The organism is Streptomyces sp. NBC_01320 (assembly GCF_035974375.1).
GTDB lineage: Bacteria > Actinomycetota > Actinomycetes > Streptomycetales > Streptomycetaceae > Streptomyces > Streptomyces yanii.
Genome location: NZ_CP108390.1, coordinates 5,372,871 through 5,397,065, shown reverse-complemented (window position 1 = coordinate 5,397,065; position 24,195 = coordinate 5,372,871). Strand labels below are relative to the sequence as shown.

Genomic DNA, 24,195 nt, shown 5'->3' with positions numbered 1-24,195 from the left:
CCGTGAGGGCGCTGTACGCCCGGGGCACCGCGCCCGGCACCCCACCGGTGAAGTGGGCGATGTTCACCCCTGCGGGTGATGCGGCACGGTGGGCGGGAGAAGTGGGGTTCCCGTTACGTGGGAAAGGCCGCCCGTACCGCAGGCGCACGGGTGGCCGCGTTCCGGCGGTACGGGCGGCGAAGCACCTGGCTCCGGGGTCCGCGACACGGGGCTCGGCCCCTCCCACACCGTCTCGCGTGGGACGGACCGGCCGGCCCGGTCAGTGCAGGGTCGGCACGTCCCCGCCTTCGACGCGCGTGAGCGTGACCCCGGTGAGTCCCCGCAGTCGGCGCTCCGCGACCCCTGCGACCAGTGCGCGGTCCGGAGGGACCGGACCGAGGCCGATCGCGTAGCGGACCGGGTCCGTGCCGAAGGGGCGGGGCCAGGCGTGGGACTCGGGGGCCATGTCCGACAGGTCGCCGAGCAGGGCGCGCATCCGGCCGCGCACCCGGCCCTCATCCGGTCCCGGGGGTACGGCCACGACCGCCCAGGCCGCGTGGCGGCGGTGCAGCGGCGGCGGCGACAGCAGCCCGGGGGAGCCCGTCTCCAGCAGCTCCCAGGCGCGGAACAGCTCCTGGGTGAGCAGGTCGCGCATGCCCGGCGTGACCTGGTCGGTGCAGGAGCGTACGGGCTCCGACGGAGTCGTGATCGTGACCGGCAGTTCCGGTGCCGGCGGTCCTGCCGTACCCACCGGCACGCGCCAGTCCCAGGCCGCCCAGGTCGCGAAGAAGTGCCGCAGCAGCCCGCCGGGCGACAGGTCATCCGCCTCGCGGACCGTACGGGCCGCCAGGACGGACCATGCCAGGCCGGGAAGTCCGCCGAACGGCGCCGAGTCCAGGCCGCGTGCCTTCGCCCACGCCTTGACCTCCCGGGCCAGTCGCGCGAAAGCCTCCTGCCGGTCGCCCGCCAGGGTGAGCACCGCCTCCGCGTCGCTCACCGCGCTGAGGGCGACCGCCGCCGCCTCGCCCAACTCCGCTCGGCGCTCGATCGCATCCGCCGGGGTCATCGGACTGGTGGGGACCACGACCAGGTTCACGCGCAGGCCGTCGACGTCCGCCCGCAGGCCGGGGACCCGCGCTCCGGCCACCTCCCGGACGTCCGCCGCGTCCGGCAGCGTCGCCGCCAACCGGGCTCGTACAACGGCCGGTTCGGCATCGCCCGGCAGCGCCGCCACCAGATCCAGATCCGCGCCCGGCAGGGCGCAGCCCATGCGCCGGGAGCCGGCGACGTGAACGATCCCGTCGGCCAGCGCCTCGCGGACGCGGCGTACGACACCGGTGGCGTCCGCGACCGGTCGGGCGCCGCACGAGGCCGGGCTGGGGTTTCCGTGTCCGGGGTTTCCGTGCCCGGGCGCGAGGAGCTCGTCGGCCGGTTGTGCGTCCGGTACCCAGCGCACCTCACCCGTTCCCAGCGCCACCGTCGCCCGTACCCGCATCGGCTCGTCGCCGCGGCGCGACAGCAGCGCCAGCTCCCGGACCCGGACCGGCATCGGATCGAGCCGCCAACCGCACTCGGCGGCCAGGGCGTGCGGGTCCCTGGTCCGGCCCAGGCTGAGGTGCGGGGTGAATCCCCCGTGGTGGCCACGGCAGGCGGGGAACCGCCGTACGAGCTCCTCCCACAGGCCGGCCCACGGTTCCCCGCCCCCGGCCGCCGGGTCCAGCCACACCGTGGCCCCCTCGCGGTGCCCGAACCACTGCACACCGGCCAGCAGCGCGTCGAAGGGCGCACACCCGGCGGCAGCGGCGGCGAGCAGCGGCGCGGCCTGTTCGAATGCGTACTCGGGGACGAAGCCGAAGAGCAGATTGACGTGCGGCGGCCAGCGGCGGATCTGCGGGTCGTGGTCCCGCCGGATCGCCTGCAGCGGCGGCCAGAGCTCCTGCGGCGGAATCCATGCCAGTGCCGTACGGGGCGTGGGCTTCACGTCCAGGGCCTCGGCGCTCTCCGCGTCCACAGGGGCCAGTTCGGTCAGCACGCCGTAGTGGTCGGAGATGTACAGGCCCTCGGCCGTGGGGACGTCGCCACGGAGTTCGGCGTGCCGCACCCGCAGTCCCTCCGCGCGCAGCAGTACCCGGTCCAGCCGGGACGCACGCCCGGTCAGCGAGGCGACGGAGGCCAGCGGATTGACGCGCGGGTCGAACGTCGGTGTCGCATCATCCGGACCGTGGACCTCGCTCCACGCGTCGCGCATTCCGAGCGTCGTGCCCGGCGCGTCGGTGCCGTCGTTGAAGTCGCCCATGAGGACGAGGTCACCGTCCAGGGACGCCAGCCCCTCGGCGATCCGGGCCAGTTCGGCGTTGCGCCGCTGTGTGCCGTTCTCCGAGTGGTCGCTGCTCAGGTGGGTCGTGGCTACTGTGACCGGCCCGGCGCCGGTCTCCGCGACGAGGGCCGCCACCGCCTTGTGCGGGCCGAGCTCGTGGTGACCGGCCTCCCGCACGGGCAGCCTGCTCAGCAGCAGCAGACCGCACGCGTCGACGTCCCGCGCCGCCGGTTCCGTCCCCAGGGTGTAGCCCTCACGCACCCATGGCTCCCGCAGCAGCAGGGTGAGCAGCTGCGGCTCGGCCTCCTGGAGCGCGATGACGTCGGCGTCTGCCTCGCGGAGCGCGGCGATCAGCAGCGGTCTGCGCGCGGCCGTGTCGATGCGGTCGGCGTCGTAGCGGTCCCACAGGGTGTTCCAGGTCAGTACGCGCAGCCGTCCCGCGGGCCCGGCGCCCCGGGGCGTCCGCGCAGGGACCCAGTCCGCGCCGTCCCAGGCGTACGGCGTGCGGGCGGCGAAGAACGGCGCCCGCAGCCTGCGTGCCTCCCGCACCCGCCCGGCGTCCGTGTCGTCGATCCGGTCGACGCCCGTGGTCCGGTCCCATACGACCTCGCCGTCGGCCTCGAAGAACAGCACCCGGTGCCAGGGGATGTCGCCGCCCGGCACGAACATGGGCAGCGGGACCCGCTCGGGCGGAGCCCCGCGCTGGTTGACGCCGACGACGAAGCGGGTGGGGTCGAAGCGCGCGTCCCAGCGCACCCGGTGGTAGATCTCCTCGCTGGTGCGCACGGCTGTGCCTCCTCCTCGATCATCCCGCTCGCCCCGATGTACCAGGTGCGGTGCGCCTGGCCCGGGTACGGCGGGGCGAAGCGGTGCAGCTGGGCCGCACCGGGTGCTCGCGTCCAGCGTTGCGCCGGGTCAGCTCGTCCTCGTCGACGAGCATCACGGCGTGGGTGACGCGTGCGTCCCGGCGCCGGGCGACGGTGCTCACCAGGGAACGCTGCCGCTGATTGAGTGAGGTCGCGTCCCACACAGGGTGGGGGAGAGGCGTTCCAGCGGATATTCCTCCTGCTGTTCTCCCGGCGCCCCGCCGCGTCGCAGGGCGTTGGGTGAGCCGCGGTTTGACACGCAACACCCGCGGGGTAATCTCTTCGGCCGGATTGGCCAGGCTCCCGTCGCGTATGGCACACTGACCAGGTTGCTCGGTTGAGTGTCAATGCTGCGCGCCTCCCGCCGGGAGGACCGGAAGCGAGTCCCACAGTACTCGTCGGCCCCATGAGGGCCGGACGTACGGGAATCTTTCGGGAAGCGTAAGTGGGGCGCTGACCAGGCACCCGGTGGGTGTTCCACCTCCGACGCTCTTGATTGAGCACAGCGCGGTCCACGGCCCGCACCCCCTTGGTTGGGAAATCCTTCGGGAGATCTGCGTAGAGGGGATGCGACACGCCCGACCGCGTGGGTCGGAGGAGGAGTTACCAGAACCCCCGGGTTCCAGAGCGTTACGAGAGACAGGACTACTAGTAGCCATGGCGGGACAGAAGATCCGCATCCGGCTCAAGGCCTACGACCACGAGGTCATCGACTCCTCGGCGAAGAAGATCGTCGAGACGGTGACCCGCACTGGTGCGTCGGTCGCGGGCCCGGTGCCGCTGCCCACTGAGAAGAACGTGTACTGCGTCATCAAGTCGCCGCACAAGTACAAGGACTCGCGCGAGCACTTCGAGATGCGCACGCACAAGCGCCTCATCGACATCCTCGACCCCACGCCGAAGACGGTTGACTCGCTGATGCGTCTCGACCTGCCGGCCGGCGTCGACATCGAGATCAAGCTCTGAGGTGACGCGCGAGATGGCTAAGAACATTAAGGGCGTCCTGGGCGAGAAGCTCGGCATGACCCAGGTCTGGGACGAGAACAACCGGGTCGTCCCGGTGACCGTCGTCAAGGCCGGGCCCTGCGTCGTCACCCAGGTCCGCACCAACGACAGCGACGGCTACGAGTCGGTCCAGATCGCCTTCGGCGAGATCGACCCGCGCAAGGTGAACAAGCCCCTCAAGGGCCACTTCGCCAAGGCCGACGTGACCCCGCGCCGCCACCTGGTGGAGCTCCGCACCCCTGACGCCAGCGAGTACACGCTGGGCCAGGAGGTCACTGCCGCAGTGTTCGAGTCCGGCGTCAAGGTTGACGTCACGGGCAAGAGCAAGGGCAAGGGCTTCGCCGGTGTGATGAAGCGTCACAACTTCAAGGGTGGCAAGGCGTCCCACGGTGCCCACCGTGTGCACCGTATGCCCGGCTCCATCGGTGGCTGTGCCACCCCCGGCCGTGTCTTCAAGGGCATGCGCATGGCGGGTCGCATGGGCAACGAGCGTGTCACCACCCAGAACCTGACCATCCACGCGGTTGACGCGGAGAAGGGTCTGCTCCTCATCAAGGGCGCAGTCCCCGGTCCGAACGGCGGCCTCGTCCTGGTCCGTACCGCGGCCAAGGGGGCTTGAGGTAATGAGCACCATTGACATCCTTTCGCCGGCAGGCGACAAGGCCGGTACCGTCGAGCTCCCCGCGGAGATCTTCGACGCGAAGACCAGCGTTCCGCTGATCCACCAGGTCGTTGTCGCTCAGCTGGCTGCTGCCCGTCAGGGCACGCACAAGACCAAGCGTCGCGGCGAAGTCCGTGGTGGTGGCCGCAAGCCGTACCGCCAGAAGGGCACCGGCCGCGCCCGCCAGGGTTCGACCCGCGCACCGCAGTTCGTCGGCGGTGGCGTCGTCCACGGCCCGCAGCCGCGTGACTACTCGCAGCGCACCCCGAAGAAGATGAAGGCCGCCGCCCTGCGCGGTGCCCTCTCCGACCGGGCACGCCACTCCCGTATCCACGTCGTCACCGGCGTGGTCGACGGTGCAGTCTCCACGAAGGCCGCCAAGACGCTGTTCGGCAAGATCTCGGAGCGCAAGAACCTGCTCCTGGTCGTCGAGCGCGCCGACGAGGCCGCGTGGCTGTCCGCCCGCAACCTGCCCCAGGTGCACATCCTGGAGCCGGGCCAGCTCAACACGTACGACGTGATCGTCTCCGACGACGTGGTCTTCACTCAGGCCGCCCTCGAGTCCTTCGTGTCTGGCCCCAAGGCCGATGAGACCGAAGGGAGCGACGCCTGATGAGCGAGGCGACCGTAACCAGCAAGACCTTCACGGACCCGCGCGACGTTCTCGTCAAGCCGGTCGTTTCCGAGAAGAGCTACGCGCTGCTCGACGAGAACAAGTACACGTTCATCGTCGCGCCCGGCTCCAACAAGACCCAGATCAAGCAGGCCGTGGAAGCGGTCTTCTCGGTCAAGGTCACCGGGGTCAACACGATCAACCGGCAGGGTAAGCGCAAGCGCACCAAGACCGGTTTCGGCAAGCGCGCCGACACGAAGCGCGCCATCGTGACCCTCGCCGAGGGCGACCGTATCGACATCTTCGGCGGTCCGACCGCCTAAGGGCGGTCTGGATCGTCCGAAATCGGACGAGGACTGAGAAATGGGTATCCGCAAGTACAAGCCGACGACCCCGGGCCGTCGTGGCTCCAGCGTCGCCGACTTTGTCGAGATCACGCGGTCCACGCCGGAGAAGTCGCTGGTCCGCCCCCTGCACAGCAAGGGCGGCCGTAACAACGCCGGTCGTGTGACCGTTCGCCACCAGGGCGGTGGCCACAAGCGCGCCTACCGAGTGATCGACTTCCGTCGTCACGACAAGGACGGCGTGCCGGCCAAGGTCGCGCACATCGAGTACGACCCGAACCGCACCGCGCGCATCGCGCTCCTGCACTACGCGGACGGCGAGAAGCGCTACATCATCGCGCCGCGTGGACTGACGCAGGGCGACCGGGTCGAGAACGGCCCGACGGCCGACATCAAGCCCGGTAACAACCTGGCGCTGCGCAACATCCCGGTCGGTACGACCATCCACGCCATCGAGCTGCGGCCCGGCGGCGGCGCGAAGTTCGCCCGTTCCGCGGGTGCCTCCGTGCAGCTGCTGGCGAAGGAGGGCACCATGGCCCACCTTCGTATGCCGTCGGGTGAGATCCGCCTGGTCGACGCCCGCTGCCGCGCCACGATCGGCGAGGTCGGCAACGCCGAGCAGTCGAACATCAACTGGGGCAAGGCCGGCCGCATGCGCTGGAAGGGCGTTCGCCCGACCGTCCGCGGTGTCGCGATGAACCCGGTTGACCACCCGCACGGTGGTGGTGAGGGCAAGACCTCCGGTGGTCGCCACCCGGTCTCGCCGTGGGGTCAGAAGGAGGGTCGTACTCGCTCGCCGAAGAAGGCATCGAGCAAGTACATCGTCCGCCGCCGCAAGACGAACAAGAAGCGCTAGGAGCGGGTTTAGATGCCGCGCAGTCTCAAGAAGGGGCCCTTCGTCGACGGCCACCTCATCAAGAAGGTGGACGTACAGAACGAGGCAGGCACCAAGAACGTCATCAAGACCTGGTCCCGTCGCTCGATGATCGTCCCGGCCATGCTGGGTCACACCATCGCGGTGCACAACGGCAAGATCCACGTCCCGGTGTTCGTCACCGAGTCGATGGTCGGCCACAAGCTCGGCGAGTTCTCGCCGACTCGCACCTTCCGCGGCCACGTCAAGGACGACCGGAAGTCGAAGCGCCGCTAACGCGGGGTGACTGACTATGACTTACACCGAAGGGACAACCATGGAAGCCAGGGCCCAGGCGCGGTACATCCGCGTCACGCCCATGAAGGCCCGCCGCGTGGTGGACCTCATCCGTGGCATGGATGCCACGGAGGCTCAGGCGGTCCTGCGTTTCGCCCCGCAGGCCGCGAGCGTGCCGGTTGGCAAGGTGCTGGACAGCGCCATTGCCAACGCTGCACACAACTACGACCACACCGACGCCTCTTCGCTGGTCATCAGCGAGGCGTACGTGGACGAGGGCCCGACCCTGAAGCGGTTCCGTCCGCGTGCTCAGGGCCGTGCCTACCGGATCCGTAAGCGGACCAGCCACATCACCGTGGTCGTCAGCAGCAAGGAAGGAACCCGGTAATGGGCCAGAAGGTAAACCCGCACGGGTTCCGGCTCGGCATTACCACGGACTTCAAGTCCCGTTGGTACGCCGACAAGCTGTACAAGGACTACGTCAAGGAAGACGTCGCCATTCGTCGCATGATGACGAAGGGCATGGAGCGGGCCGGCATCTCGAAGGTTGAGATCGAGCGCACCCGCGACCGCGTCCGCGTTGACATCCACACCGCCCGCCCGGGCATCGTCATCGGTCGCCGTGGCGCCGAGGCCGACCGCATCCGTGGCGAGCTGGAGAAGCTGACCGGCAAGCAGGTCCAGCTGAACATCCTCGAGGTCAAGAACCCCGAGGTGGACGCTCAGCTGGTGGCCCAGGCCGTCGCCGAGCAGCTCTCCTCCCGCGTCTCCTTCCGTCGTGCGATGCGCAAGAGCATGCAGAGCTCGATGAAGGCCGGCGCCAAGGGCATCAAGATCCAGTGCGGTGGCCGCCTCGGCGGCGCCGAGATGTCCCGCTCGGAGTTCTACCGCGAGGGCCGTGTGCCCCTGCACACGCTCCGTGCGAACGTCGACTACGGCTTCTTCGAGGCCAAGACGACCTTCGGCCGCATCGGTGTGAAGGTCTGGATCTACAAGGGCGACGTCAAGAACATCGCCGAGGTCCGCGCCGAGAACGCTGCTGCCCGCGCTGGCAACCGCCCGGCCCGTGGCGGCGCTGACCGCCCGGCCGGCCGCGGTGGCCGCGGTGGCGAGCGTGGCGGTCGCGGTCGCAAGCCGCAGCAGTCCGCGCCGGCAGCCGAGGCCCCCAAGGCCGAGGCTCCCGCCGCCGCTGCTCCGGCTGAGAGCACCGGAACGGAGGCCTGACCGAAATGCTGATCCCCCGTAGGGTCAAGCACCGCAAGCAGCACCACCCGAAGCGCAGCGGTATGTCCAAGGGTGGCACGCAGGTTGCGTTCGGCGAGTACGGCATCCAGGCGCTGACCCCGGCGTACGTGACGAACCGCCAGATCGAGGCAGCTCGTATCGCGATGACCCGCCACATCAAGCGTGGCGGCAAGGTCTGGATCAACATCTACCCGGACCGCCCCCTGACGAAGAAGCCTGCCGAGACCCGCATGGGTTCCGGTAAGGGTTCTCCCGAGTGGTGGATCGCGAACGTCAAGCCCGGTCGGGTGATGTTCGAGCTGTCCTACCCGAACGAGAAGATTGCTCGTGAGGCGCTCACCCGCGCTGCTCACAAGCTTCCGATGAAGTGCCGGATCGTTCGGCGCGAGGCAGGTGAGTCGTGATGTCGGCCGGTACCAAGGCGTCCGAGCTGCGCGAGCTGGGCAACGAGGAGCTCCTCAACAAGCTCCGCGAGGCCAAGGAAGAGCTGTTCAACCTCCGCTTCCAGGCGGCGACCGGGCAGCTCGAGAACCACGGTCGGCTCAAGTCCGTCCGTAAGGACATCGCCCGGATCTACACCCTGATGCGCGAGCGCGAGCTGGGCATCGAGACGGTGGAGAGCGCCTGATGAGCGAGAAGACTGTGACTGAGACGAACACCGACCGCGGTTTCCGCAAGACCCGTGAGGGTCTCGTCGTCAGCGACAAGATGGACAAGACTGTCGTCGTCGCTGTCGAGGACCGCGTGAAGCACGCCCTGTACGGCAAGGTCATCCGCCGTACGAACAAGCTGAAGGCTCACGACGAGCAGAACGCTGCGGGCGTCGGCGACCGTGTCCTCCTCATGGAGACCCGGCCGCTGTCTGCGACGAAGCGCTGGCGCGTCGTCGAGATCCTCGAGAAGGCCAAGTAATTCCTGAGGGGCATTCCCCTCAGGCAAGTTCCGCCAGGCTCGGTGGGGTTCGACCCGTTCAGGGTTCGAACCCCGCCGGGAACCGGCAGACGATCAGGAGATAGACGTGATCCAGCAGGAGTCGCGACTTCGCGTCGCCGACAACACGGGTGCGAAGGAAATCCTCACCATCCGTGTTCTCGGTGGTTCGGGTCGCCGCTACGCGGGCATCGGTGACGTCATCGTCGCCACCGTCAAGGACGCGATCCCCGGTGGCAACGTGAAGAAGGGTGACGTCGTCAAGGCCGTCATCGTTCGCACCGTCAAGGAGCGTCGTCGTCAGGATGGCTCGTACATCCGCTTCGACGAGAACGCCGCCGTCATTCTGAAGAACGACGGCGACCCCCGCGGCACCCGTATCTTCGGCCCGGTGGGCCGTGAGCTGCGCGAGAAGAAGTTCATGAAGATCATCTCGCTCGCGCCGGAGGTGCTGTAAGCATGAAGATCAAGAAGGGCGACCTGGTTCAGGTCATCACCGGTAAGGACAAGGGCAAGCAGGGCAAGGTCATCGTTGCCTACCCTGCTCAGGACCGCGTCCTCGTCGAGGGTGTCAACCGGGTCAAGAAGCACACCAAGGCCGGTCAGACGGCTCGCGGTTCGCAGACCGGCGGCATCGTCACCACCGAGGCCCCGATTCACGTCAGCAACGTTCAGCTGGTTGTGGAGAAGGACGGCAACAAGGTCGTCACCCGCGTCGGCTACCGCTTTGACGACGAGGGCAAGAAGATCCGCGTTGCCAAGCGGACTGGTGAGGACATCTGATGACTGCCACCACTGCGCCGCGTCTGAAGACGCGCTACCGCGAGGAAATCGCCGGCAAGCTGCGTGAGGAGTTCTCGTACGAGAACGTCATGCAGGTTCCCGGTCTGGTCAAGATCGTGGTCAACATGGGTGTGGGCGACGCCGCCCGCGACTCCAAGCTGATCGATGGCGCCGTGCGCGACCTCACCACGATCACCGGCCAGAAGCCGGCCGTCACGAAGGCCCGCAAGTCCATCGCGCAGTTCAAGCTGCGCGAGGGTCAGCCGATCGGCTGCCACGTCACCCTCCGTGGTGACCGGATGTGGGAGTTCCTGGACCGTACGCTGTCGCTCGCGCTGCCGCGTATTCGTGACTTCCGTGGCCTGTCGCCGAAGCAGTTCGACGGCCGTGGCAACTACACCTTCGGTCTCACGGAGCAGGTCATGTTCCACGAGATCGACCAGGACAAGATCGACCGGGTCCGGGGCATGGACATCACCGTGGTCACCACGGCGACCAATGACGACGAGGGTCGTGCCCTCCTTCGTCACCTCGGCTTCCCGTTCAAGGAGAACTGACCGTGGCGAAGAAGGCTCTGATCGCTAAGGCCGCCCGTAAGCCGAAGTTCGGCGTGCGCGGGTACACCCGCTGCCAGCGCTGCGGCCGGCCCCACTCCGTCTACCGCAAGTTCGGCCTGTGCCGCGTGTGCCTTCGTGAGATGGCTCACCGTGGCGAGCTGCCGGGCGTGACCAAGAGTTCCTGGTAAATCTCCTTCGCCCACTGGGCGTTGGGAATACCCGGAAGCTCTCGGTAAGTATCTGGTCGGCAGGAGCCCGGCTCTTCATGCCGTAGGCTTGAAGGGTTGGGCGCCTGCCGCCCTGGACCGACTTACTACGCCGTAGGTCCCCGCACCGCACCCGTCCCGCCACTGAGTGGGGAGAGGGATGGCGCATACAGGAAACCCCGGCGAGAGAGGCCGAAGGCCAATTCATGACCATGACTGATCCCATCGCAGACATGCTCACGCGTCTGCGTAACGCGAACTCGGCGTACCACGACGACGTCGTGATGCCGCACAGCAAGATCAAGTCGCACATCGCGGAGATCCTCCAGCAGGAGGGCTTCATCACGGGCTGGAAGGTCGAGGACGCCGAGGTCGGCAAGAACCTCGTCCTCGAGCTGAAGTTCGGCCCGAACCGCGAGCGCTCGATCGCCGGCATCAAGCGAATCTCGAAGCCGGGTCTGCGTGTATACGCAAAGTCCACCAACCTGCCGAAGGTCCTCGGCGGCCTGGGCGTGGCGATCATCTCCACGTCCCACGGTCTCCTGACCGGCCAGCAGGCCAGCAAGAAGGGCGTAGGTGGGGAAGTCCTCGCCTACGTCTGGTAGTCGGGAACGGAGGAATAGCTCATGTCGCGAATCGGCAAGCTCCCCATCCAGGTTCCCGCCGGTGTGGACGTCACCATCGATGGCCGCACGGTCGCGGTGAAGGGCCCCAAGGGCACCCTCTCGCACACCGTTGCGTCGCCGATCGAGGTCACCAAGGGTGAGGACGGCGTCCTGAACGTCGTCCGCCCGAACGACGAGCGTCAGAACAAGGCCCTTCACGGCCTGTCCCGCACGCTGGTGGCGAACATGATCACCGGTGTGACCCAGGGATACATCAAGGCGCTCGAGATCAGTGGTGTCGGTTACCGCGTCCAGGCGAAGGGCTCCAACCTGGAGTTCGCCCTGGGCTACAGCCACCCGATCCTGATCGAGGCCCCGGAGGGCATCACCTTCAAGGTGGAGTCCCCCACGAAGTTCTCCGTCGAGGGCATCGACAAGCAGAAGGTCGGCGAGACCGCGGCCAAGATCCGCAAGCTGCGGAAGCCTGACCCGTACAAGGCCAAGGGCGTCAAGTACGCCGGCGAGGTCATCCGCCGCAAGGTCGGAAAGGCGGGTAAGTAGCCATGGCATACGGTGTAAAGATCGCCAAGGGCGACGCGTACAAGCGTGCAGCCCTCAAGCGTCGTCACATTCGTGTCCGCAAGCACATCTCCGGTTCGCCGGAGCGTCCGCGCTTGGTCGTGACGCGTTCCAACCGCCACATGGTCGCTCAGGTCATCGACGACATCGCGGGCCACACGCTCGCGTCGGCGTCGACCCTGGACGTGTCCATCCGTGGTGGCGAGGGTGACAAGAGCGCCCTGGCCAAGCAGGTCGGGGCCCTGGTCGCCGAGCGTGCCAAGGCCGCAGGCGTCGAGGCCGTCGTGTTTGACCGCGGTGGTAACCAGTACGCCGGGCGGATTGCCGCTCTGGCTGACGCCGCCCGTGAAGCCGGGCTGAAGTTCTAAGCCCCGGTTCCTACGCACAGCGGACGTAACAGAGAGAGGTAAATCCAATGGCTGGACCCCAGCGCCGCGGAAGCGGTGCCGGTGGCGGCGAGCGGCGGGACCGGAAGGGCCGTGACGGCGGCGCAGCTGCCGCCGAGAAGACCGCGTACGTTGAGCGCGTTGTCGCGATCAACCGCGTCGCCAAGGTTGTGAAGGGTGGTCGTCGCTTCAGCTTCACCGCGCTGGTCGTGGTGGGCGATGGTGACGGCACCGTCGGTGTCGGTTACGGCAAGGCCAAGGAAGTTCCCGCGGCCATTGCCAAGGGCGTGGAAGAAGCCAAGAAGAACTTCTTCAAGGTTCCGCGTATCCAGGGCACCATCCCTCACCCGATCACGGGTGAGCGGGCCGCGGGTGTCGTGCTGCTGAAGCCGGCTTCCCCCGGTACCGGTGTTATCGCCGGTGGCCCGGTGCGCGCCGTTCTGGAGTGCGCCGGCGTTCACGACATCCTGTCGAAGTCGCTTGGCTCGTCCAACGCGATCAACATCGTGCACGCGACCGTGGCGGCCCTCAAGGGCCTGCAGCGTCCCGAGGAGATCGCGGCTCGCCGTGGTCTGCCCCTCGAGGACGTCGCCCCCGCGGCTCTGCTTCGTGCACGTGCGGGAGCGGGTGCGTAATGGCTCGCCTCAAGATCACGCAGACGAAGTCGTACATCGGCAGCAAGCAGAACCACCGCGACACCCTTCGTTCGCTCGGGCTCAAGCGCCTGCACGACGTGGTTGTCAAGGAGGACCGTCCCGAGTTCCGCGGCATGGCTCACACCGTCCGCCACCTCGTGACGGTTGAGGAGGTCGACTGACATGGCGGAGAACAAGCCGCTGAAGGCCCACGACCTCCGGCCTGCCCCGGGCGCCAAGACCGCCAAGACCCGTGTGGGTCGTGGTGAGGCGTCCAAGGGTAAGACCGCTGGTCGTGGTACCAAGGGCACGAAGGCCCGCTACCAGGTTCCGGAGCGCTTCGAGGGTGGCCAGATGCCCCTCCACATGCGTCTCCCGAAGCTCAAGGGCTTCAAGAACCCGTTCCGCACCGAGTACCAGGTCGTGAACCTGGACAAGCTCGCGACGCTCTACCCCGAGGGTGGAGAGGTCACCGTGGCCGACCTGGTCGCCAAGGGTGCGGTGCGCAACAACCACCTCGTCAAGGTCCTCGGACAGGGCGAGATCTCCGTGGCGCTGCAGGTTTCGGTTGACGCCGTCTCCGGCTCCGCCAAGGAGAAGATTGCCGCCGCCGGCGGCACCGTCACTGAGCTCGTCTGAGACAACTCGGACAACTCGATGGCTTGAACATCCGACCGGGGATGCCTCTTATTTGGGGCATCCCCGGTTGGTCGTTCCTAGGGGGGCATGGTCGCCGGTAAGGTGGCGTGCACTGTTGCTGTGGTAACCCCTGGGCGCATGCCCGGGAATCTTTGACTCTTTCGTATTCGTCGATCCTCAAGACCGTCACCTCTCGCTCTGCGCGGGGGTCGCAGGAGGCACCGTGCTCACCGCGTTCGCCCGGGCGTTCAAGACGCCCGACCTGCGCAAGAAGCTGCTCTTCACGCTCGGCATCATCGTGCTCTACCGGCTCGGGGCGCACATCCCGGTACCGGGAGTGAGCTACGAGAACGTCCAGACCTGTGTTGATCAGGCAAGTAAGGGCAACAACAGCCTCTTCGGCCTGGTGAACATGTTCAGCGGTGGTGCACTGCTGCAGATCACGATCTTCGCGCTCGGCATCATGCCGTACATCACGGCCAGCATCATCCTTCAGTTGCTGACCGTGGTCATTCCCCGACTCGAGGCGCTCAAGAAGGAGGGGCAGTCCGGCCAGGCCAAGATCACGCAGTACACGCGTTATCTGACCGTCGCACTCGCCATCCTCCAGGGCACCGGCCTGGTGGCCACCGCCACCAGCGGCGCGCTGTTCAGCGGCTGCCCGGTCGCCGACCAGATCGTGCCGAACCACTCGATCTTCACGACCATCGTCATGGTGATCACCATGACCGCGGGCACCGCTGCCGTCATGTGGCTCGGTGAGCTCATCACCGACCGCGGCATCGGCAACGGCATGTCGATCCTGATGTTCATCTCGATCGCCGCCAGCTTCCCCGGCGCCCTGTGGGCCATCAAGCAGAGCGGCAAGCTGGCGGACGGCTGGATCGAGTTCGGCACCGTCATCCTGGTCGGCTTCGTCATGGTGGGCCTCGTGGTCTTCGTCGAGCAGGCCCAGCGCCGTATCCCGGTGCAGTACGCGAAGCGCATGATCGGCCGCAGGTCGTACGGCGGTACGTCCACGTACATCCCGCTGAAGGTGAATCAGGCGGGTGTGATTCCCGTCATCTTCGCTTCTTCGCTGCTCTACATTCCGGCCCTGGTCGTCCAGTTCTCCAACTCCACTGCGGGCTGGGCCACATGGATCAAGGACCACTTCGTCAAGGGCGACCACCCGTACTACATCACGGCGTACTTCCTGTTGATCGTCTTCTTCGCCTTCTTCTATGTGGCGATTTCGTTCAACCCCGAGGAAGTCGCCGACAACATGAAGAAGTATGGTGGCTTCATCCCGGGTATCCGGGCTGGTCGACCTACTGCCGAGTACCTGAGCTACGTGCTCAACAGGATTACTTGGCCGGGCTCGCTGTACCTGGGTCTGATCGCTCTGGTGCCGACGATGGCGTTGGCAGGCTTCGGTGGCGCTAACCAGAACTTCCCGTTCGGCGGGACGAGCATCCTCATCATCGTGGGTGTGGGTCTGGAGACCGTGAAGCAGATCGAGAGTCAGCTCCAGCAGCGCAATTACGAAGGGTTCCTCCGCTGATGCGAATCGTCCTCGTCGGACCGCCCGGTGCCGGCAAGGGAACGCAGGCTGCGTACCTTGCCAAGAACCTGTCGATTCCGCACATCTCCACGGGCGATCTCTTCCGCGCCAACATCAGCCAGGGCACTGACCTTGGCAAGCAGGCCCGCGCCTACATGGACGCGGGGCAGCTGGTGCCGGACGAGGTCACCATCGCGATGGCCAAGGACCGCATGTCCCAGCCGGACGCCGTGAACGGCTTCCTGCTCGACGGCTTCCCGCGCAACGTGGGCCAGGCCGAGGCGCTCGACGAGATGCTCAAGAGCGAGGGCGTGATGCTGGACGCGGTTCTCGACCTGGAGGTCCCCGAGGACGAGGTCGTCAAGCGCATCGCGGGGCGGCGTATCTGCCGCAACGACAGCGCGCACGTCTTCCACGTGACGTACAACCCGCCGAAGACCGAGGGTGTCTGCGACACCTGCGACGGCGAGCTGTACCAGCGCGACGACGACACCGAGGAAACGGTCCGGACCCGGCTCGAGGTCTACCACACCCAGACCGAGCCGATCATCGACTACTACCGGGCCCAGGGCCTGGTGGTCACGATCTCGGCGCTCGGCAAGGTCGAGGACGTGACCAAGCGGTCGATGGAAGCCCTCAAGAAGGACCGCGAGGGCTGAGGAAAACCCCGTAATACCTGTACAGACGGCCGCGGCGTCCTTGGGCGCCGCGGCCGACTGTTTGCGCCGTATCGTGGAGTACGCCGCACCCGTTCCCCTTCGATGCAGAGAGGCGCCGCGCAATGGTGCAGATCAAGACCCCCGAGCAGATCGCGAAGATGCGTGAGGCGGGGCTGGTGGTCGCTGCCATTCACGCGGCCACCCGCGAGGCGGCGGTGCCCGGCGCCACCACCCATGACCTGGACCAGGTCGCACGCAAGGTGATCGCCGACCACGGTGCGAAGTCGAACTTCCTCGGGTACGGCGGGTTCCCCGCGACCATCTGCACCTCGGTCAACGAGGTCGTCGTGCACGGAATCCCGGACGAGAAGACCGTCCTCAAGGACGGCGACATCATCTCCATCGACGCCGGCGCGATCGTGGACGGCTGGCACGGCGACGCGGCGTACACGGCGTTCGTCGGGACCGGTCACGCTCCGGAGCTCATCGAGCTGTCCCGGGTGACCGAGGAGTCCATGTGGGCCGGGATCGCCGCGATGAAGGTGAACAACCGCCTCGTCGACATCTCGAAGGCGATCGAGTCCTTCATCCGCCGCCAGCCGCGTCCGGCCACCGGTAAGTACGGGATCATCGAGGACTACGGCGGCCACGGCATCGGCACCGAGATGCACATGGACCCGCACCTGCTGAACTACGTCGCGCGCAAGCGTGGCAAGGGCATCAAGCTCGTTCCCGGCGTCTGCCTGGCCATCGAGCCGATGGTCTCGCTCGGTACGCCGCAGACCGAGGTGCTCCAGGACAACTGGACGGTCATCACGACCGACGGCACCTGGTCCTCCCACTGGGAGCACTCGGTCGCCCTGACCGAGCAGGGCCCCCTGGTCCTGACGGCCCCCGACTGCGGCCGCGCGAAGCTGGCGGAGTACGGGATCCAGGCCGCGCCGGACCCGCTGGGCTGAGGGGCCCGACCGGCTGAGAACGCGCCTCCGGGCAGGTCTAAGGATCTACTCCGATGGGCAAACTTGACGGATTCGTCTTTTGGGGTCCGCTGACGTAGACTGACTCGTCGGCTCTCGTGCATCCGTGTGTCCGCATACGGAGCAGAGAGTCGATCAAGGTAGCCGATTCGAAAGGCGAAGCGTGGCCAAGAAGCAAGGTGCCATCGAAATTGAGGGCACCGTGATCGAGTCCCTCCCGAACGCCATGTTCAAGGTGGAGCTCCAGAACGGTCACAAGGTCCTCGCGCACATCAGCGGCAAGATGCGGATGCACTACATCCGTATCCTCCCGGATGACCGGGTCGTGGTGGAGCTCTCTCCGTACGACCTGACGCGTGGCCGGATCGTCTACCGATACAAGTAGATCTTGCGCACGCCCTGCTACGGCGGGGTGGTGGCACTGACCCGGAGAACCTGACATCCCATGAAGGTCAAGCCGAGCGTCAAGAAGATCTGCGACAAGTGCAAGGTGATCCGCCGTCACGGTCGGGTCATGGTCATCTGCGACAACCTGCGCCACAAGCAGCGCCAGGGCTGACGCACGACCCCCTGCATCTCGCAGCACTTCGCGCGACGCACGTAATACGTACATACGCAGTGCCCGTCCAAGCTTCGGCTGACGACACCTCCGGCGGGGGCCGGGGACCCGGACGTACCACCGCTTCCCCTTCGGGGACGGTCGGCGGCCGGGAGTGGCACTGCGGAAGACCCCCGAAATAACAACTGGAGCCATTGAATGGCACGCGTTTCAGGTGTTGACATCCCGCGCGAAAAGCGCGTGGAGGTTGCCCTCACCTACGTCTTCGGTATCGGGCGCACCCGGTCCAAGGAGATCCTCGCCACCACGGGTGTGAACCCGAACACGCGCGTTCGCGACCTGGCCGAAGAGGACCTGGTCAAGATCCGCGAGTATGTGGACGCCAACCTCCGCACCGAGGGTGACCTCCGCCGCGAGATTCAGGCCGACATCCGCCGCAAGGTCGAGATCGGCTGCTACCAGGGTCTGCGTCACCGCCGCGGCCTGCCGGTCCACGGCCAGCGCACCAGCACGAACGCTCGTACCCGCAAGGGTCCGCGTCGCGCGATCGCCGGTAAGAAGAAGCCGGGCAAGAAGTAGTCCTCAGCGGACGCACTGCGGCAGTCCGGATCCCCGGGCCGTTGCAGCATCCAGCGGTCTTCGCTGTAGGACCGATCACCTCCCCTCTCCATCTGGAGTAAAGACATGCCCCCCAAGGGACGTCAGGGCGCAGCCAAGAAGGTGCGTCGCAAGGAAAAGAAGAACGTTGCTCACGGCCACGCGCACATCAAGAGCACGTTCAACAACACGATCGTCTCGATCACGGACCCCTCGGGCAACGTGATCTCCTGGGCCTCTGCCGGCCACGTCGGCTTCAAGGGCTCGCGCAAGTCCACCCCCTTCGCCGCGCAGATGGCCGCCGAGTCGGCCGCCCGCCGCGCGCAGGAGCACGGCATGCGCAAGGTTGACGTTTTCGTCAAGGGTCCCGGCTCCGGCCGTGAGACCGCGATCCGCTCCCTCCAGGCCACTGGCCTCGAGGTCGGTTCGATCCAGGACGTCACCCCCACTCCGCACAACGGATGCCGGCCGCCCAAGCGCCGTCGCGTCTGACGCACTGAAGCAACGGAGACAACTGGAAAATGGCGCGATACACCGGGGCCGACTGCAAGCGTTGCCGTCGGGAGAAGCAGAAGCTGTTCCTTAAGGGCAGCAAGTGCGAGAGCGCGAAGTGCCCGATCGAGATCCGTCCTTACCCCCCGGGTGAGCACGGACGCGGGCGCACCAAGGACAGCGAGTACCTTCTTCAGCTTCGTGAGAAGCAGAAGTGCTCGCGGATCTACGGTGTCCTTGAGAAGCAGTTCGTGAACTACTACAAGGAAGCGAACCAGAAGACCGGCAAGACCGGTGAGAACCTTCTGCGCATCCTTGAGACCCGCCTCGACAACGTGGTCTACCGGGCCGGCTTTGCCAAGTCCCGCGACCACGCCCGTCAGCTGGTGCGTCACGGACACATCGCCGTCAACGGTACGAAGACCGACATTCCGTCGGCCCGCATCGCCGTGAACGACGTCATCGAGGTCCGCCAGAAGTCCAAGGCCCTGACCCCCTTCCAGGTGGCCCAGGCCGAGGCCGGCGAGCGCACCGTCCCGGCATGGCTCGAAGCCGTGCCGTCGACGCTGCGGATCCTCGTGCACTCCCTGCCCGAGCGCCAGGTGATCGACACCCAGGTGCAGGAGCAGCTGATCGTCGAGCTCTACTCCAAGTAGGAGAGCTCGCGGGTCCGGGCGGTACGGCTCTTTCGGGTCGTGCCGCCCGTACCCTTGTCAGTATCTGGGGGCGTCAAATAGTGGGCGCCCACGACTGAAGGACCACAGCATGCTTATCGCTCAGCGTCCGTCGCTGACCGAAGAGGTCGTCGACGAGTTCCGCTCCCGGTTCGTGATCGAGCCGCTGGAGCCGGGCTTCGGCTACACCCTCGGTAACTCTCTCCGCCGTACGCTCCTCTCCTCGATCCCCGGCGCTGCTGTCACCAGCATCCGGATCGACGGTGTCCTGCACGAGTTCACCACCGTGCCGGGCGTCAAGGAGGACGTCACCGACCTCATCCTCAACATCAAGCAGCTGGTCGTCTCCTCGGAGCACGACGAGCCGGTCGTGATGTACCTGCGCAAGCAGGGTCCCGGCCTGGTCACCGCTGCTGACATCGCCCCGCCGGCCGGTGTCGAGGTCCACAACCCGGACCTGGTCCTCGCCACGCTGAACGGCAAGGGCAAGCTGGAGATGGAGCTGACCGTCGAGCGCGGTCGCGGCTACGTCTCCGCCGTCCAGAACAAGCAGGCGGGCCAGGAGATCGGCCGTATCCCGGTCGACTCCATCTACTCGCCGGTGCTCAAGGTCACGTACAAGGTCGAGGCGACCCGTGTCGAGCAGCGCACCGACTTCGACAAGCTGATCGTCGACGTCGAGACCAAGCAGGCCATGCGTCCCCGTGACGCCATGGCGTCGGCCGGTAAGACCCTGGTCGAGCTGTTCGGTCTGGCCCGCGAGCTCAACATCGACGCCGAGGGCATCGACATGGGCCCGTCGCCGACGGACGCCGCGCTCGCCGCCGATCTGGCGCTGCCGATCGAGGAGCTGGAGCTCACGGTCCGCTCGTACAACTGCCTCAAGCGTGAGGGCATCCACTCCGTGGGTGAGCTCGTGGCGCGCTCCGAGGCCGACCTGCTCGACATCCGCAACTTCGGTGCGAAGTCGATCGACGAGGTCAAGGCGAAGCTGGCCGGTATGGGCCTGGCGCTCAAGGACAGCCCGCCCGGATTCGACCCGACCGCTGCCGCCGACGCCTTCGGCGCCGACGACGACGCGGACGCGGGCTTCGTCGAGACCGAGCAGTACTAGTACGCCTCCGGCTGGGGTGCCTGGGTTTCCGGGCGCCCCGGACCGGGTGAGGGCTTTGTCCTCAATCGCCGGACGGGCTCGATTGCGGCCGATGACTGATCTCATCGGCCAAGATGGTGTCCGGATGGCCCATGGACTTCCGTGGAGCGGCCGCTTCACGGGAACTGACACCGGTACCTGATACGGCCGGTGCAGCACACAAGGAGAAACACCATGCCGCGTCCCGCAAAGGGTGCCCGTCTGGGCGGCAGCGCCGCGCACGAGCGTCTGCTTCTCGCGAACCTCGCGAAGTCGCTGTTCGAGCACGGCCGCATCACGACGACCGAGGCCAAGGCCCGCCGCCTGCGTCCGGTCGCCGAGCGTCTGATCACCAAGGCGAAGAAGGGCGACATCCACAACCGTCGCCTCGTTCTGCAGACGATCACGGACAAGAGCATCGTGCACACGCTCTTCACCGAGATCGCCCCGCGCTACGAGAACCGCCCCGGTGGTTACACGCGCATCACCAAGATCGGCAACCGTCGTGGCGACAACGCCCCGATGGCCGTCATCGAGCTGGTCGAGGCGCTGACCGTGGCGCAGCAGGCCACCGGTGAGGCCGAGGCCGCGACGAAGCGTGCGGTCAAGGAGGACTCCCTCAAGAAGGACGAGTCCGCCGAGGTCGTCGAGGACGCCAAGCCGGCCGAGGCCGACGCGGAGTCCAAGGACGCCTGAGCGTTCTGAGACCACTGGACGGGCCCGCATCACCCTTCGGGGCGGTGTGGGCCCGTTCCGTATGTTCAGGCTTGAGAGGATCGTTGGGTGAGTGACGAGGTAGAGCCCGGTTTCGTACGGGTGCGGCTGGACCTGGCCTACGACGGCAAGGACTTCTCCGGCTGGGCGAAGCAGACGGCGCGGCGCACGGTGCAGGGGGAGATCGAGGACGCGCTGCGTACCGTGACGCGATCCGAGCGGACGTACGACCTGACGGTTGCCGGGCGCACCGACGCCGGGGTGCACGCCCGCGGTCAGGTCGCACATGTCGATCTTCCGGACGGGGTGTGGGCCGAGCACGGCGCGCTGCTGCTGCGTCGGATGGCCGGCCGGATGGCCCCCGATGTACGGATCTGGCGGGTGGCCGAGGCCCCGGCGGGGTTCAACGCGCGTTTCTCGGCGCTGTGGCGGCGGTACGCCTACCGGATCTCGGACCGGCCGGGTGGTGCGGATCCCCTGACCCGCGGTCATGTGCTCTGGCACGACCGGCCGTTGGACGTGGACGCGATGAACGCGGCCGCGGCCAGGATGCTCGGGGAGCGCGACTTCGCCGCGTACTGCAGGAAGCGCGAGGGTGCGACGACCATCCGTACGTTGCAGAAGCTGAGTTGGGTACGGGACGAGGCGTCCGGAGTCATCACGGGGACCGTGCAGGCCGATGCCTTCTGCCACAACATGGTGCGCGCGCTGGTCGGCGCCATGCTGTTCGTGGGCGACGGACGCCGCCCCGACCCGTGGCCGGCCCAGGTGCTGGCGGCGGGGGTGCGGGACCCGGGGGTGCACGTGGTGCGGCCGCACGGGCTGACGCTGGAGGAAGTCGCCTACCCGGTCGACGAGTTGCTCGCCGCGCGCAACAAGGAGGCACGCAACATGCGGACGCTGCCGGGGGGCGGTTGCTGCTGAGGCGCGGCGCCGTCCGCTGCCTCCGGACCGTCTCGATGTGCGCGTCGCCGCCGTTCGTCGGCCCTATCGGTGACGTCCGGTGCGGCAACGCGTCCGAGCGAGGCCGGGGGGCGGCCGATGAGGGTGCGGGTCGGTCGCGACGGCATCGTCCGGTTCACCCGCGCCGACGACAGTCCGCGCGGTACGACGTCGGGCGGACGCGCCGCCGCCTTCACGGAGGCCGTTGTCCGCGGCACCGTTCCGGCCCTGCGTCGTACCGGCCCGCTCGTCGGCGCACCGTACGGCCGTCGCCCCAAGGCGGTCGCGGGGAGCCCGACCTGGCTCAGAGCCGTGTTCTCGACGGACGGGCCGCGGGTGTCGGCTGCGCCCGCCGCTGTCGCCACGCCCCCGTCAGCTGTCCCGCCATCGCCAGCGCCGCGAGGGCCGGCAGCGTCGAGAGGATCGGGCCGATGCCCGGGCGCCACCACGAGAGGACCGCGCTCGATGTGAAGAACAGCAGGCCCAGAGCGCGGAGCAGCCACCAGCGGGCCGGGCGGGGTGCACCGGTGCCGGGGGTCTGCGGGTGGGCACCGCCCTCGGTCGTCATCGTGCCGCGCATGCCGGCGAGGAGGCTGCGGCGGGTGAGGACGCGGGCGCCGGGGAGGGCGTCCAGGACCTCCGGGCGGGTGCCGAAGTCCGGGGGCAGCGGGGGGAGGGACAGTGCTGCCAGGAGGTCGGACTGGTGCCGGTGCGGATTGACCGTGGAGCGGAGGATGTGGGTCAGCGGGCGGGGGTCCGCGAGGTCGAAGAAGCGGGACAGGACGGCGGCCGTGGCGGTGACCGTGGCGTGGTCCGGCGCGGGCGAGGTGGTGTTCCACTCGTGCGCGGCCAGGGGGCGGCCCTTGTGGAACAGGGTGAAGCCGCAGCGTTCGTGGGTGCGGCGCAGGACCAGAGTCGGCCACTTCTCGCCGGTCGTGAAGTTGTCGACCGCTGTGGTCAGCCGGTCCTCCGTGGACAGGATCGAGCGTGTGGTGGGCTTGGGGTCGGGGACGGCCTCGATGTACGTGTGCGTGTCCGACGCCGGCGCCGTACGCAGACAGACGCCGCACATCAGGGCCGCCTGCGCCACCTCCGCCGGGCGGGCCGCGGCTATCGCGAGCGCGCAGGGGGCACCTTCCGTCCAGGCGGGAGCCGGGTCGGGGCCGGAGCGGGGCTGCGGAGGGCGGGCGAAGAACGGGGTTCTGGTCGCCACATGGATACGGACTCCCGAGCGCGTGTCCAGGAACTCCTGGCGCGGGTCGTCGCCGAAGTACGCCCACGGGTACGCGGTGGCGTGGATGCCGATACTGCGGAACGCTTCCAGGGCGTCGTCCCAGCGTTCCGCGCGCAGGAGCATCAGGGCCAGGTGGTTGCGGAATCCGGCCGCCTCGTGGCTGCCCGGTCCGTACGCCGCAGAGAGATCCAGGGCGCGGGCGACGGCCGCTGAGACGCGCGGCGCGTACGGGTCGGGGACGGCCGGTGTTCCGGGGGACAGGACCGCGTACTCCAGCGCGGCGAACAGCGGCAGTGCATGCAGCTTCGAGCCGGGCGGGGCCGTATCGGCCGCGCTCTCGGCGAAGTCGAACATCTCCTGGTGCGAGCCGTGCCATGTCGCGCACAGGTACTGGAGAGCCGCGAAGTGGCATCCGTAGTGGTGCGGGTCGCGTGCGCGGGCCTGCGCCCAGTAGCCGTCGAAGACATCGCGGCGCGCCTGGCTGCCCACCGCGTGGGTCAGGGCGATGCGCCACGGAACGGGGTCGGCGGGGTTGAGGCCGGCCGCTGTCTCGATGACCGGGACGGCGTCGTGCAGGAGCGCGAAGAACGCCTGGAGCCGGTCGCGCGAGACATGCCCGGCGCGGGCCGGTGTACGTATCTCCCAGGCCTGGCCGATGCAGTGGGCCGCCTTGACCAGAGCCGCGTCCGGGTCCTCGGGGGAGTCGGCCAGCCAGCTGTCCAACCAGCCCGGGTTGTGCAGGGCGGACTCGGCGAGACCCGATACGTATCCGTCCCTCAGCTCCCACTGGGCGTGCACACGGGTCGCGGCGAGGAGTTCGCGGGCGGGGCTGTGGTCGCCTGCCGCGGCCGAGGCCAGGGCGGCACGGAGCGTGGGGTCCTGGGTGTCGACGACCACGGCCTCGTCCGGCGGCAGGTCGGCGCCGATGGCCGCGCCGTGGCGCAGCACGCGGGGAAGGGTGAGGAGGAACGGAAGACGCACGAGATCCCCGGGCCGGGTCGGCGGATGGGCGCGGTCGCTGCCGCCGAGGCCTGCACGTGTCCCGGTGGCGGGTCCGATCGTACGACAGGGGAGGGGTGAGGCGGCCTTCGCCCACGGTCTGTTCAGGCATGGCCCGGCGGGTCCCGCACCGCCTGCGCAGCATCCCGGGCCGGTACCGCTCCGCCGGCGGT

Annotated in this window: 34 protein-coding genes and 1 pseudogene; 32 read left to right on the top strand and 3 right to left on the bottom strand. The window is 67.9% G+C overall.

Features of this window, described 5'->3' with window-relative positions; translation table 11 throughout:
* Positions 1-259 precede the first annotated feature (259 nt).
* The gene (locus OG395_RS24390; protein ID WP_327244841.1) at positions 260-3,082 is read right to left on the bottom strand and encodes a poly(A) polymerase; all 2,823 of its coding nucleotides are present in this window, start codon (positions 3,080-3,082) and stop codon (positions 260-262) included.
* Between the two features lie 5 nt (positions 3,083-3,087).
* Positions 3,088-3,386, bottom strand: a pseudogene (locus OG395_RS24385) (AAA family ATPase); the annotation flags it as partial.
* A 433-nt stretch (positions 3,387-3,819) separates the two neighbouring features.
* Between OG395_RS24385 and rpsJ the strand changes: the two are divergent.
* The 32 genes from rpsJ to truA all read left to right on the top strand — a co-directional run bounded on the left by rpsJ (position 3,820) and on the right by truA (position 21,771).
* Positions 3,820-4,128: a 30S ribosomal protein S10 gene (rpsJ, locus tag OG395_RS24380; protein ID WP_003948644.1), complete on the top strand. Its 309-nt coding sequence runs from the start codon at positions 3,820-3,822 to the stop codon at positions 4,126-4,128.
* Between the two features lie 13 nt (positions 4,129-4,141).
* Entirely contained in the window at positions 4,142-4,786 is a 645-nt protein-coding gene (rplC, locus tag OG395_RS24375; RefSeq protein WP_030914132.1) for a 50S ribosomal protein L3, read from the top strand.
* 4 nt (positions 4,787-4,790) lie between these two features.
* On the top strand, positions 4,791-5,441 hold the full coding sequence (gene rplD / locus OG395_RS24370) for a 50S ribosomal protein L4 (RefSeq protein WP_266982601.1): 651 nt from the start codon (positions 4,791-4,793) through the stop codon (positions 5,439-5,441).
* Complete coding sequence (gene rplW, locus OG395_RS24365; protein WP_030914135.1) at positions 5,441-5,764, top strand: 50S ribosomal protein L23; 324 nt, start codon at positions 5,441-5,443, stop codon at positions 5,762-5,764. Before rplD ends, rplW begins: the two co-directional genes overlap by 1 nt.
* 40 nt (positions 5,765-5,804) lie before the next feature.
* Positions 5,805-6,641, top strand: coding sequence for a 50S ribosomal protein L2 (gene rplB / locus OG395_RS24360; protein ID WP_266982598.1), 837 nt, complete (start codon positions 5,805-5,807; stop codon positions 6,639-6,641).
* A 12-nt stretch (positions 6,642-6,653) separates the two neighbouring features.
* Positions 6,654-6,935: a 30S ribosomal protein S19 gene (rpsS, locus tag OG395_RS24355; RefSeq protein WP_003966956.1), complete on the top strand. Its 282-nt coding sequence runs from the start codon at positions 6,654-6,656 to the stop codon at positions 6,933-6,935.
* A 40-nt stretch (positions 6,936-6,975) separates the two neighbouring features.
* Entirely contained in the window at positions 6,976-7,323 is a 348-nt protein-coding gene (gene rplV / locus OG395_RS24350; protein ID WP_004571827.1) for a 50S ribosomal protein L22, read from the top strand.
* Positions 7,323-8,159, top strand: a complete 837-nt coding sequence (gene rpsC / locus OG395_RS24345) for a 30S ribosomal protein S3 (protein WP_030914139.1) — start codon at positions 7,323-7,325, stop codon at positions 8,157-8,159. The genes rplV and rpsC overlap by 1 nt, the downstream gene beginning before the upstream one ends.
* Positions 8,160-8,164: 5 nt before the next feature.
* On the top strand, positions 8,165-8,584 hold the full coding sequence (rplP, locus tag OG395_RS24340) for a 50S ribosomal protein L16 (RefSeq protein ID WP_014047785.1): 420 nt from the start codon (positions 8,165-8,167) through the stop codon (positions 8,582-8,584).
* On the top strand, positions 8,584-8,808 hold the full coding sequence (gene rpmC / locus OG395_RS24335; protein ID WP_015035581.1) for a 50S ribosomal protein L29: 225 nt from the start codon (positions 8,584-8,586) through the stop codon (positions 8,806-8,808). Before rplP ends, rpmC begins: the two co-directional genes overlap by 1 nt.
* Positions 8,808-9,092: a 30S ribosomal protein S17 gene (gene rpsQ / locus OG395_RS24330; protein WP_030977953.1), complete on the top strand. Its 285-nt coding sequence runs from the start codon at positions 8,808-8,810 to the stop codon at positions 9,090-9,092. Before rpmC ends, rpsQ begins: the two co-directional genes overlap by 1 nt.
* A gap of 106 nt (positions 9,093-9,198) precedes the next feature.
* Positions 9,199-9,567 (top strand): 50S ribosomal protein L14, encoded by a 369-nt coding sequence (rplN, locus tag OG395_RS24325; RefSeq protein ID WP_003966950.1) that lies wholly within the window; start codon positions 9,199-9,201, stop codon positions 9,565-9,567.
* A gap of 2 nt (positions 9,568-9,569) precedes the next feature.
* Positions 9,570-9,893, top strand: a complete 324-nt coding sequence (rplX, locus tag OG395_RS24320) for a 50S ribosomal protein L24 (RefSeq protein ID WP_028439250.1) — start codon at positions 9,570-9,572, stop codon at positions 9,891-9,893.
* On the top strand, positions 9,893-10,450 hold the full coding sequence (gene rplE, locus OG395_RS24315; RefSeq protein WP_006126888.1) for a 50S ribosomal protein L5: 558 nt from the start codon (positions 9,893-9,895) through the stop codon (positions 10,448-10,450). Before rplX ends, rplE begins: the two co-directional genes overlap by 1 nt.
* 2 nt (positions 10,451-10,452) lie before the next feature.
* Positions 10,453-10,638 carry a type Z 30S ribosomal protein S14 gene (locus OG395_RS24310; protein ID WP_003948630.1) on the top strand — a complete coding sequence of 62 codons (186 nt, stop codon included), beginning with the start codon at positions 10,453-10,455 and terminating at the stop codon, positions 10,636-10,638.
* Positions 10,639-10,862: 224 nt separating this feature from the next.
* A complete protein-coding gene (gene rpsH, locus OG395_RS24305; protein ID WP_030351444.1) occupies positions 10,863-11,261 on the top strand; it encodes a 30S ribosomal protein S8 in 399 nt (132 codons plus the stop codon).
* A 21-nt stretch (positions 11,262-11,282) separates the two neighbouring features.
* On the top strand, positions 11,283-11,822 hold the full coding sequence (gene rplF / locus OG395_RS24300; protein ID WP_266982594.1) for a 50S ribosomal protein L6: 540 nt from the start codon (positions 11,283-11,285) through the stop codon (positions 11,820-11,822).
* Between the two features lie 2 nt (positions 11,823-11,824).
* The gene (gene rplR / locus OG395_RS24295; RefSeq protein WP_266982593.1) at positions 11,825-12,208 is read left to right on the top strand and encodes a 50S ribosomal protein L18; all 384 of its coding nucleotides are present in this window, start codon (positions 11,825-11,827) and stop codon (positions 12,206-12,208) included.
* 47 nt (positions 12,209-12,255) lie between these two features.
* A complete protein-coding gene (rpsE, locus tag OG395_RS24290) occupies positions 12,256-12,861 on the top strand; it encodes a 30S ribosomal protein S5 (protein ID WP_030977962.1) in 606 nt (201 codons plus the stop codon).
* Entirely contained in the window at positions 12,861-13,043 is a 183-nt protein-coding gene (gene rpmD / locus OG395_RS24285) for a 50S ribosomal protein L30 (RefSeq protein WP_266982592.1), read from the top strand. The genes rpsE and rpmD overlap by 1 nt, the downstream gene beginning before the upstream one ends.
* Before the next feature lies 1 nt (position 13,044).
* On the top strand, positions 13,045-13,500 hold the full coding sequence (rplO, locus tag OG395_RS24280) for a 50S ribosomal protein L15 (protein ID WP_018550610.1): 456 nt from the start codon (positions 13,045-13,047) through the stop codon (positions 13,498-13,500).
* 223 nt (positions 13,501-13,723) lie between these two features.
* A complete protein-coding gene (gene secY, locus OG395_RS24275) occupies positions 13,724-15,043 on the top strand; it encodes a preprotein translocase subunit SecY (RefSeq protein ID WP_327244840.1) in 1,320 nt (439 codons plus the stop codon).
* The gene (locus tag OG395_RS24270) at positions 15,043-15,702 is read left to right on the top strand and encodes an adenylate kinase (protein ID WP_327244839.1); all 660 of its coding nucleotides are present in this window, start codon (positions 15,043-15,045) and stop codon (positions 15,700-15,702) included. Before secY ends, OG395_RS24270 begins: the two co-directional genes overlap by 1 nt.
* A 122-nt stretch (positions 15,703-15,824) precedes the next feature.
* Positions 15,825-16,661 carry a type I methionyl aminopeptidase gene (gene map / locus OG395_RS24265; RefSeq protein ID WP_327244838.1) on the top strand — a complete coding sequence of 279 codons (837 nt, stop codon included), beginning with the start codon at positions 15,825-15,827 and terminating at the stop codon, positions 16,659-16,661.
* Between the two features lie 181 nt (positions 16,662-16,842).
* Positions 16,843-17,064 (top strand): translation initiation factor IF-1, encoded by a 222-nt coding sequence (gene infA, locus OG395_RS24260; RefSeq protein WP_003956442.1) that lies wholly within the window; start codon positions 16,843-16,845, stop codon positions 17,062-17,064.
* Positions 17,065-17,124: 60 nt separating this feature from the next.
* On the top strand, positions 17,125-17,238 hold the full coding sequence (rpmJ, locus tag OG395_RS24255; protein ID WP_003956441.1) for a 50S ribosomal protein L36: 114 nt from the start codon (positions 17,125-17,127) through the stop codon (positions 17,236-17,238).
* A 198-nt stretch (positions 17,239-17,436) separates the two neighbouring features.
* Entirely contained in the window at positions 17,437-17,817 is a 381-nt protein-coding gene (gene rpsM, locus OG395_RS24250; RefSeq protein ID WP_018519286.1) for a 30S ribosomal protein S13, read from the top strand.
* Positions 17,818-17,922: 105 nt separating this feature from the next.
* Positions 17,923-18,327 carry a 30S ribosomal protein S11 gene (rpsK, locus tag OG395_RS24245; RefSeq protein WP_003956432.1) on the top strand — a complete coding sequence of 135 codons (405 nt, stop codon included), beginning with the start codon at positions 17,923-17,925 and terminating at the stop codon, positions 18,325-18,327.
* A 29-nt stretch (positions 18,328-18,356) separates the two neighbouring features.
* A complete protein-coding gene (rpsD, locus tag OG395_RS24240; RefSeq protein ID WP_327244837.1) occupies positions 18,357-18,983 on the top strand; it encodes a 30S ribosomal protein S4 in 627 nt (208 codons plus the stop codon).
* 109 nt (positions 18,984-19,092) lie between these two features.
* Entirely contained in the window at positions 19,093-20,115 is a 1,023-nt protein-coding gene (locus OG395_RS24235) for a DNA-directed RNA polymerase subunit alpha (RefSeq protein ID WP_024755423.1), read from the top strand.
* Positions 20,116-20,328: 213 nt separating this feature from the next.
* Positions 20,329-20,829, top strand: coding sequence for a 50S ribosomal protein L17 (rplQ, locus tag OG395_RS24230; RefSeq protein WP_266982582.1), 501 nt, complete (start codon positions 20,329-20,331; stop codon positions 20,827-20,829).
* 87 nt (positions 20,830-20,916) lie between these two features.
* A complete protein-coding gene (gene truA / locus OG395_RS24225) occupies positions 20,917-21,771 on the top strand; it encodes a tRNA pseudouridine(38-40) synthase TruA (protein ID WP_266982581.1) in 855 nt (284 codons plus the stop codon).
* A gap of 322 nt (positions 21,772-22,093) precedes the next feature.
* Here truA and OG395_RS24220 read toward each other — a convergent pair whose 3' ends face one another.
* The gene (locus tag OG395_RS24220; protein WP_327244836.1) at positions 22,094-24,004 is read right to left on the bottom strand and encodes a hypothetical protein; all 1,911 of its coding nucleotides are present in this window, start codon (positions 24,002-24,004) and stop codon (positions 22,094-22,096) included.
* Positions 24,005-24,195 lie beyond the last annotated feature (191 nt).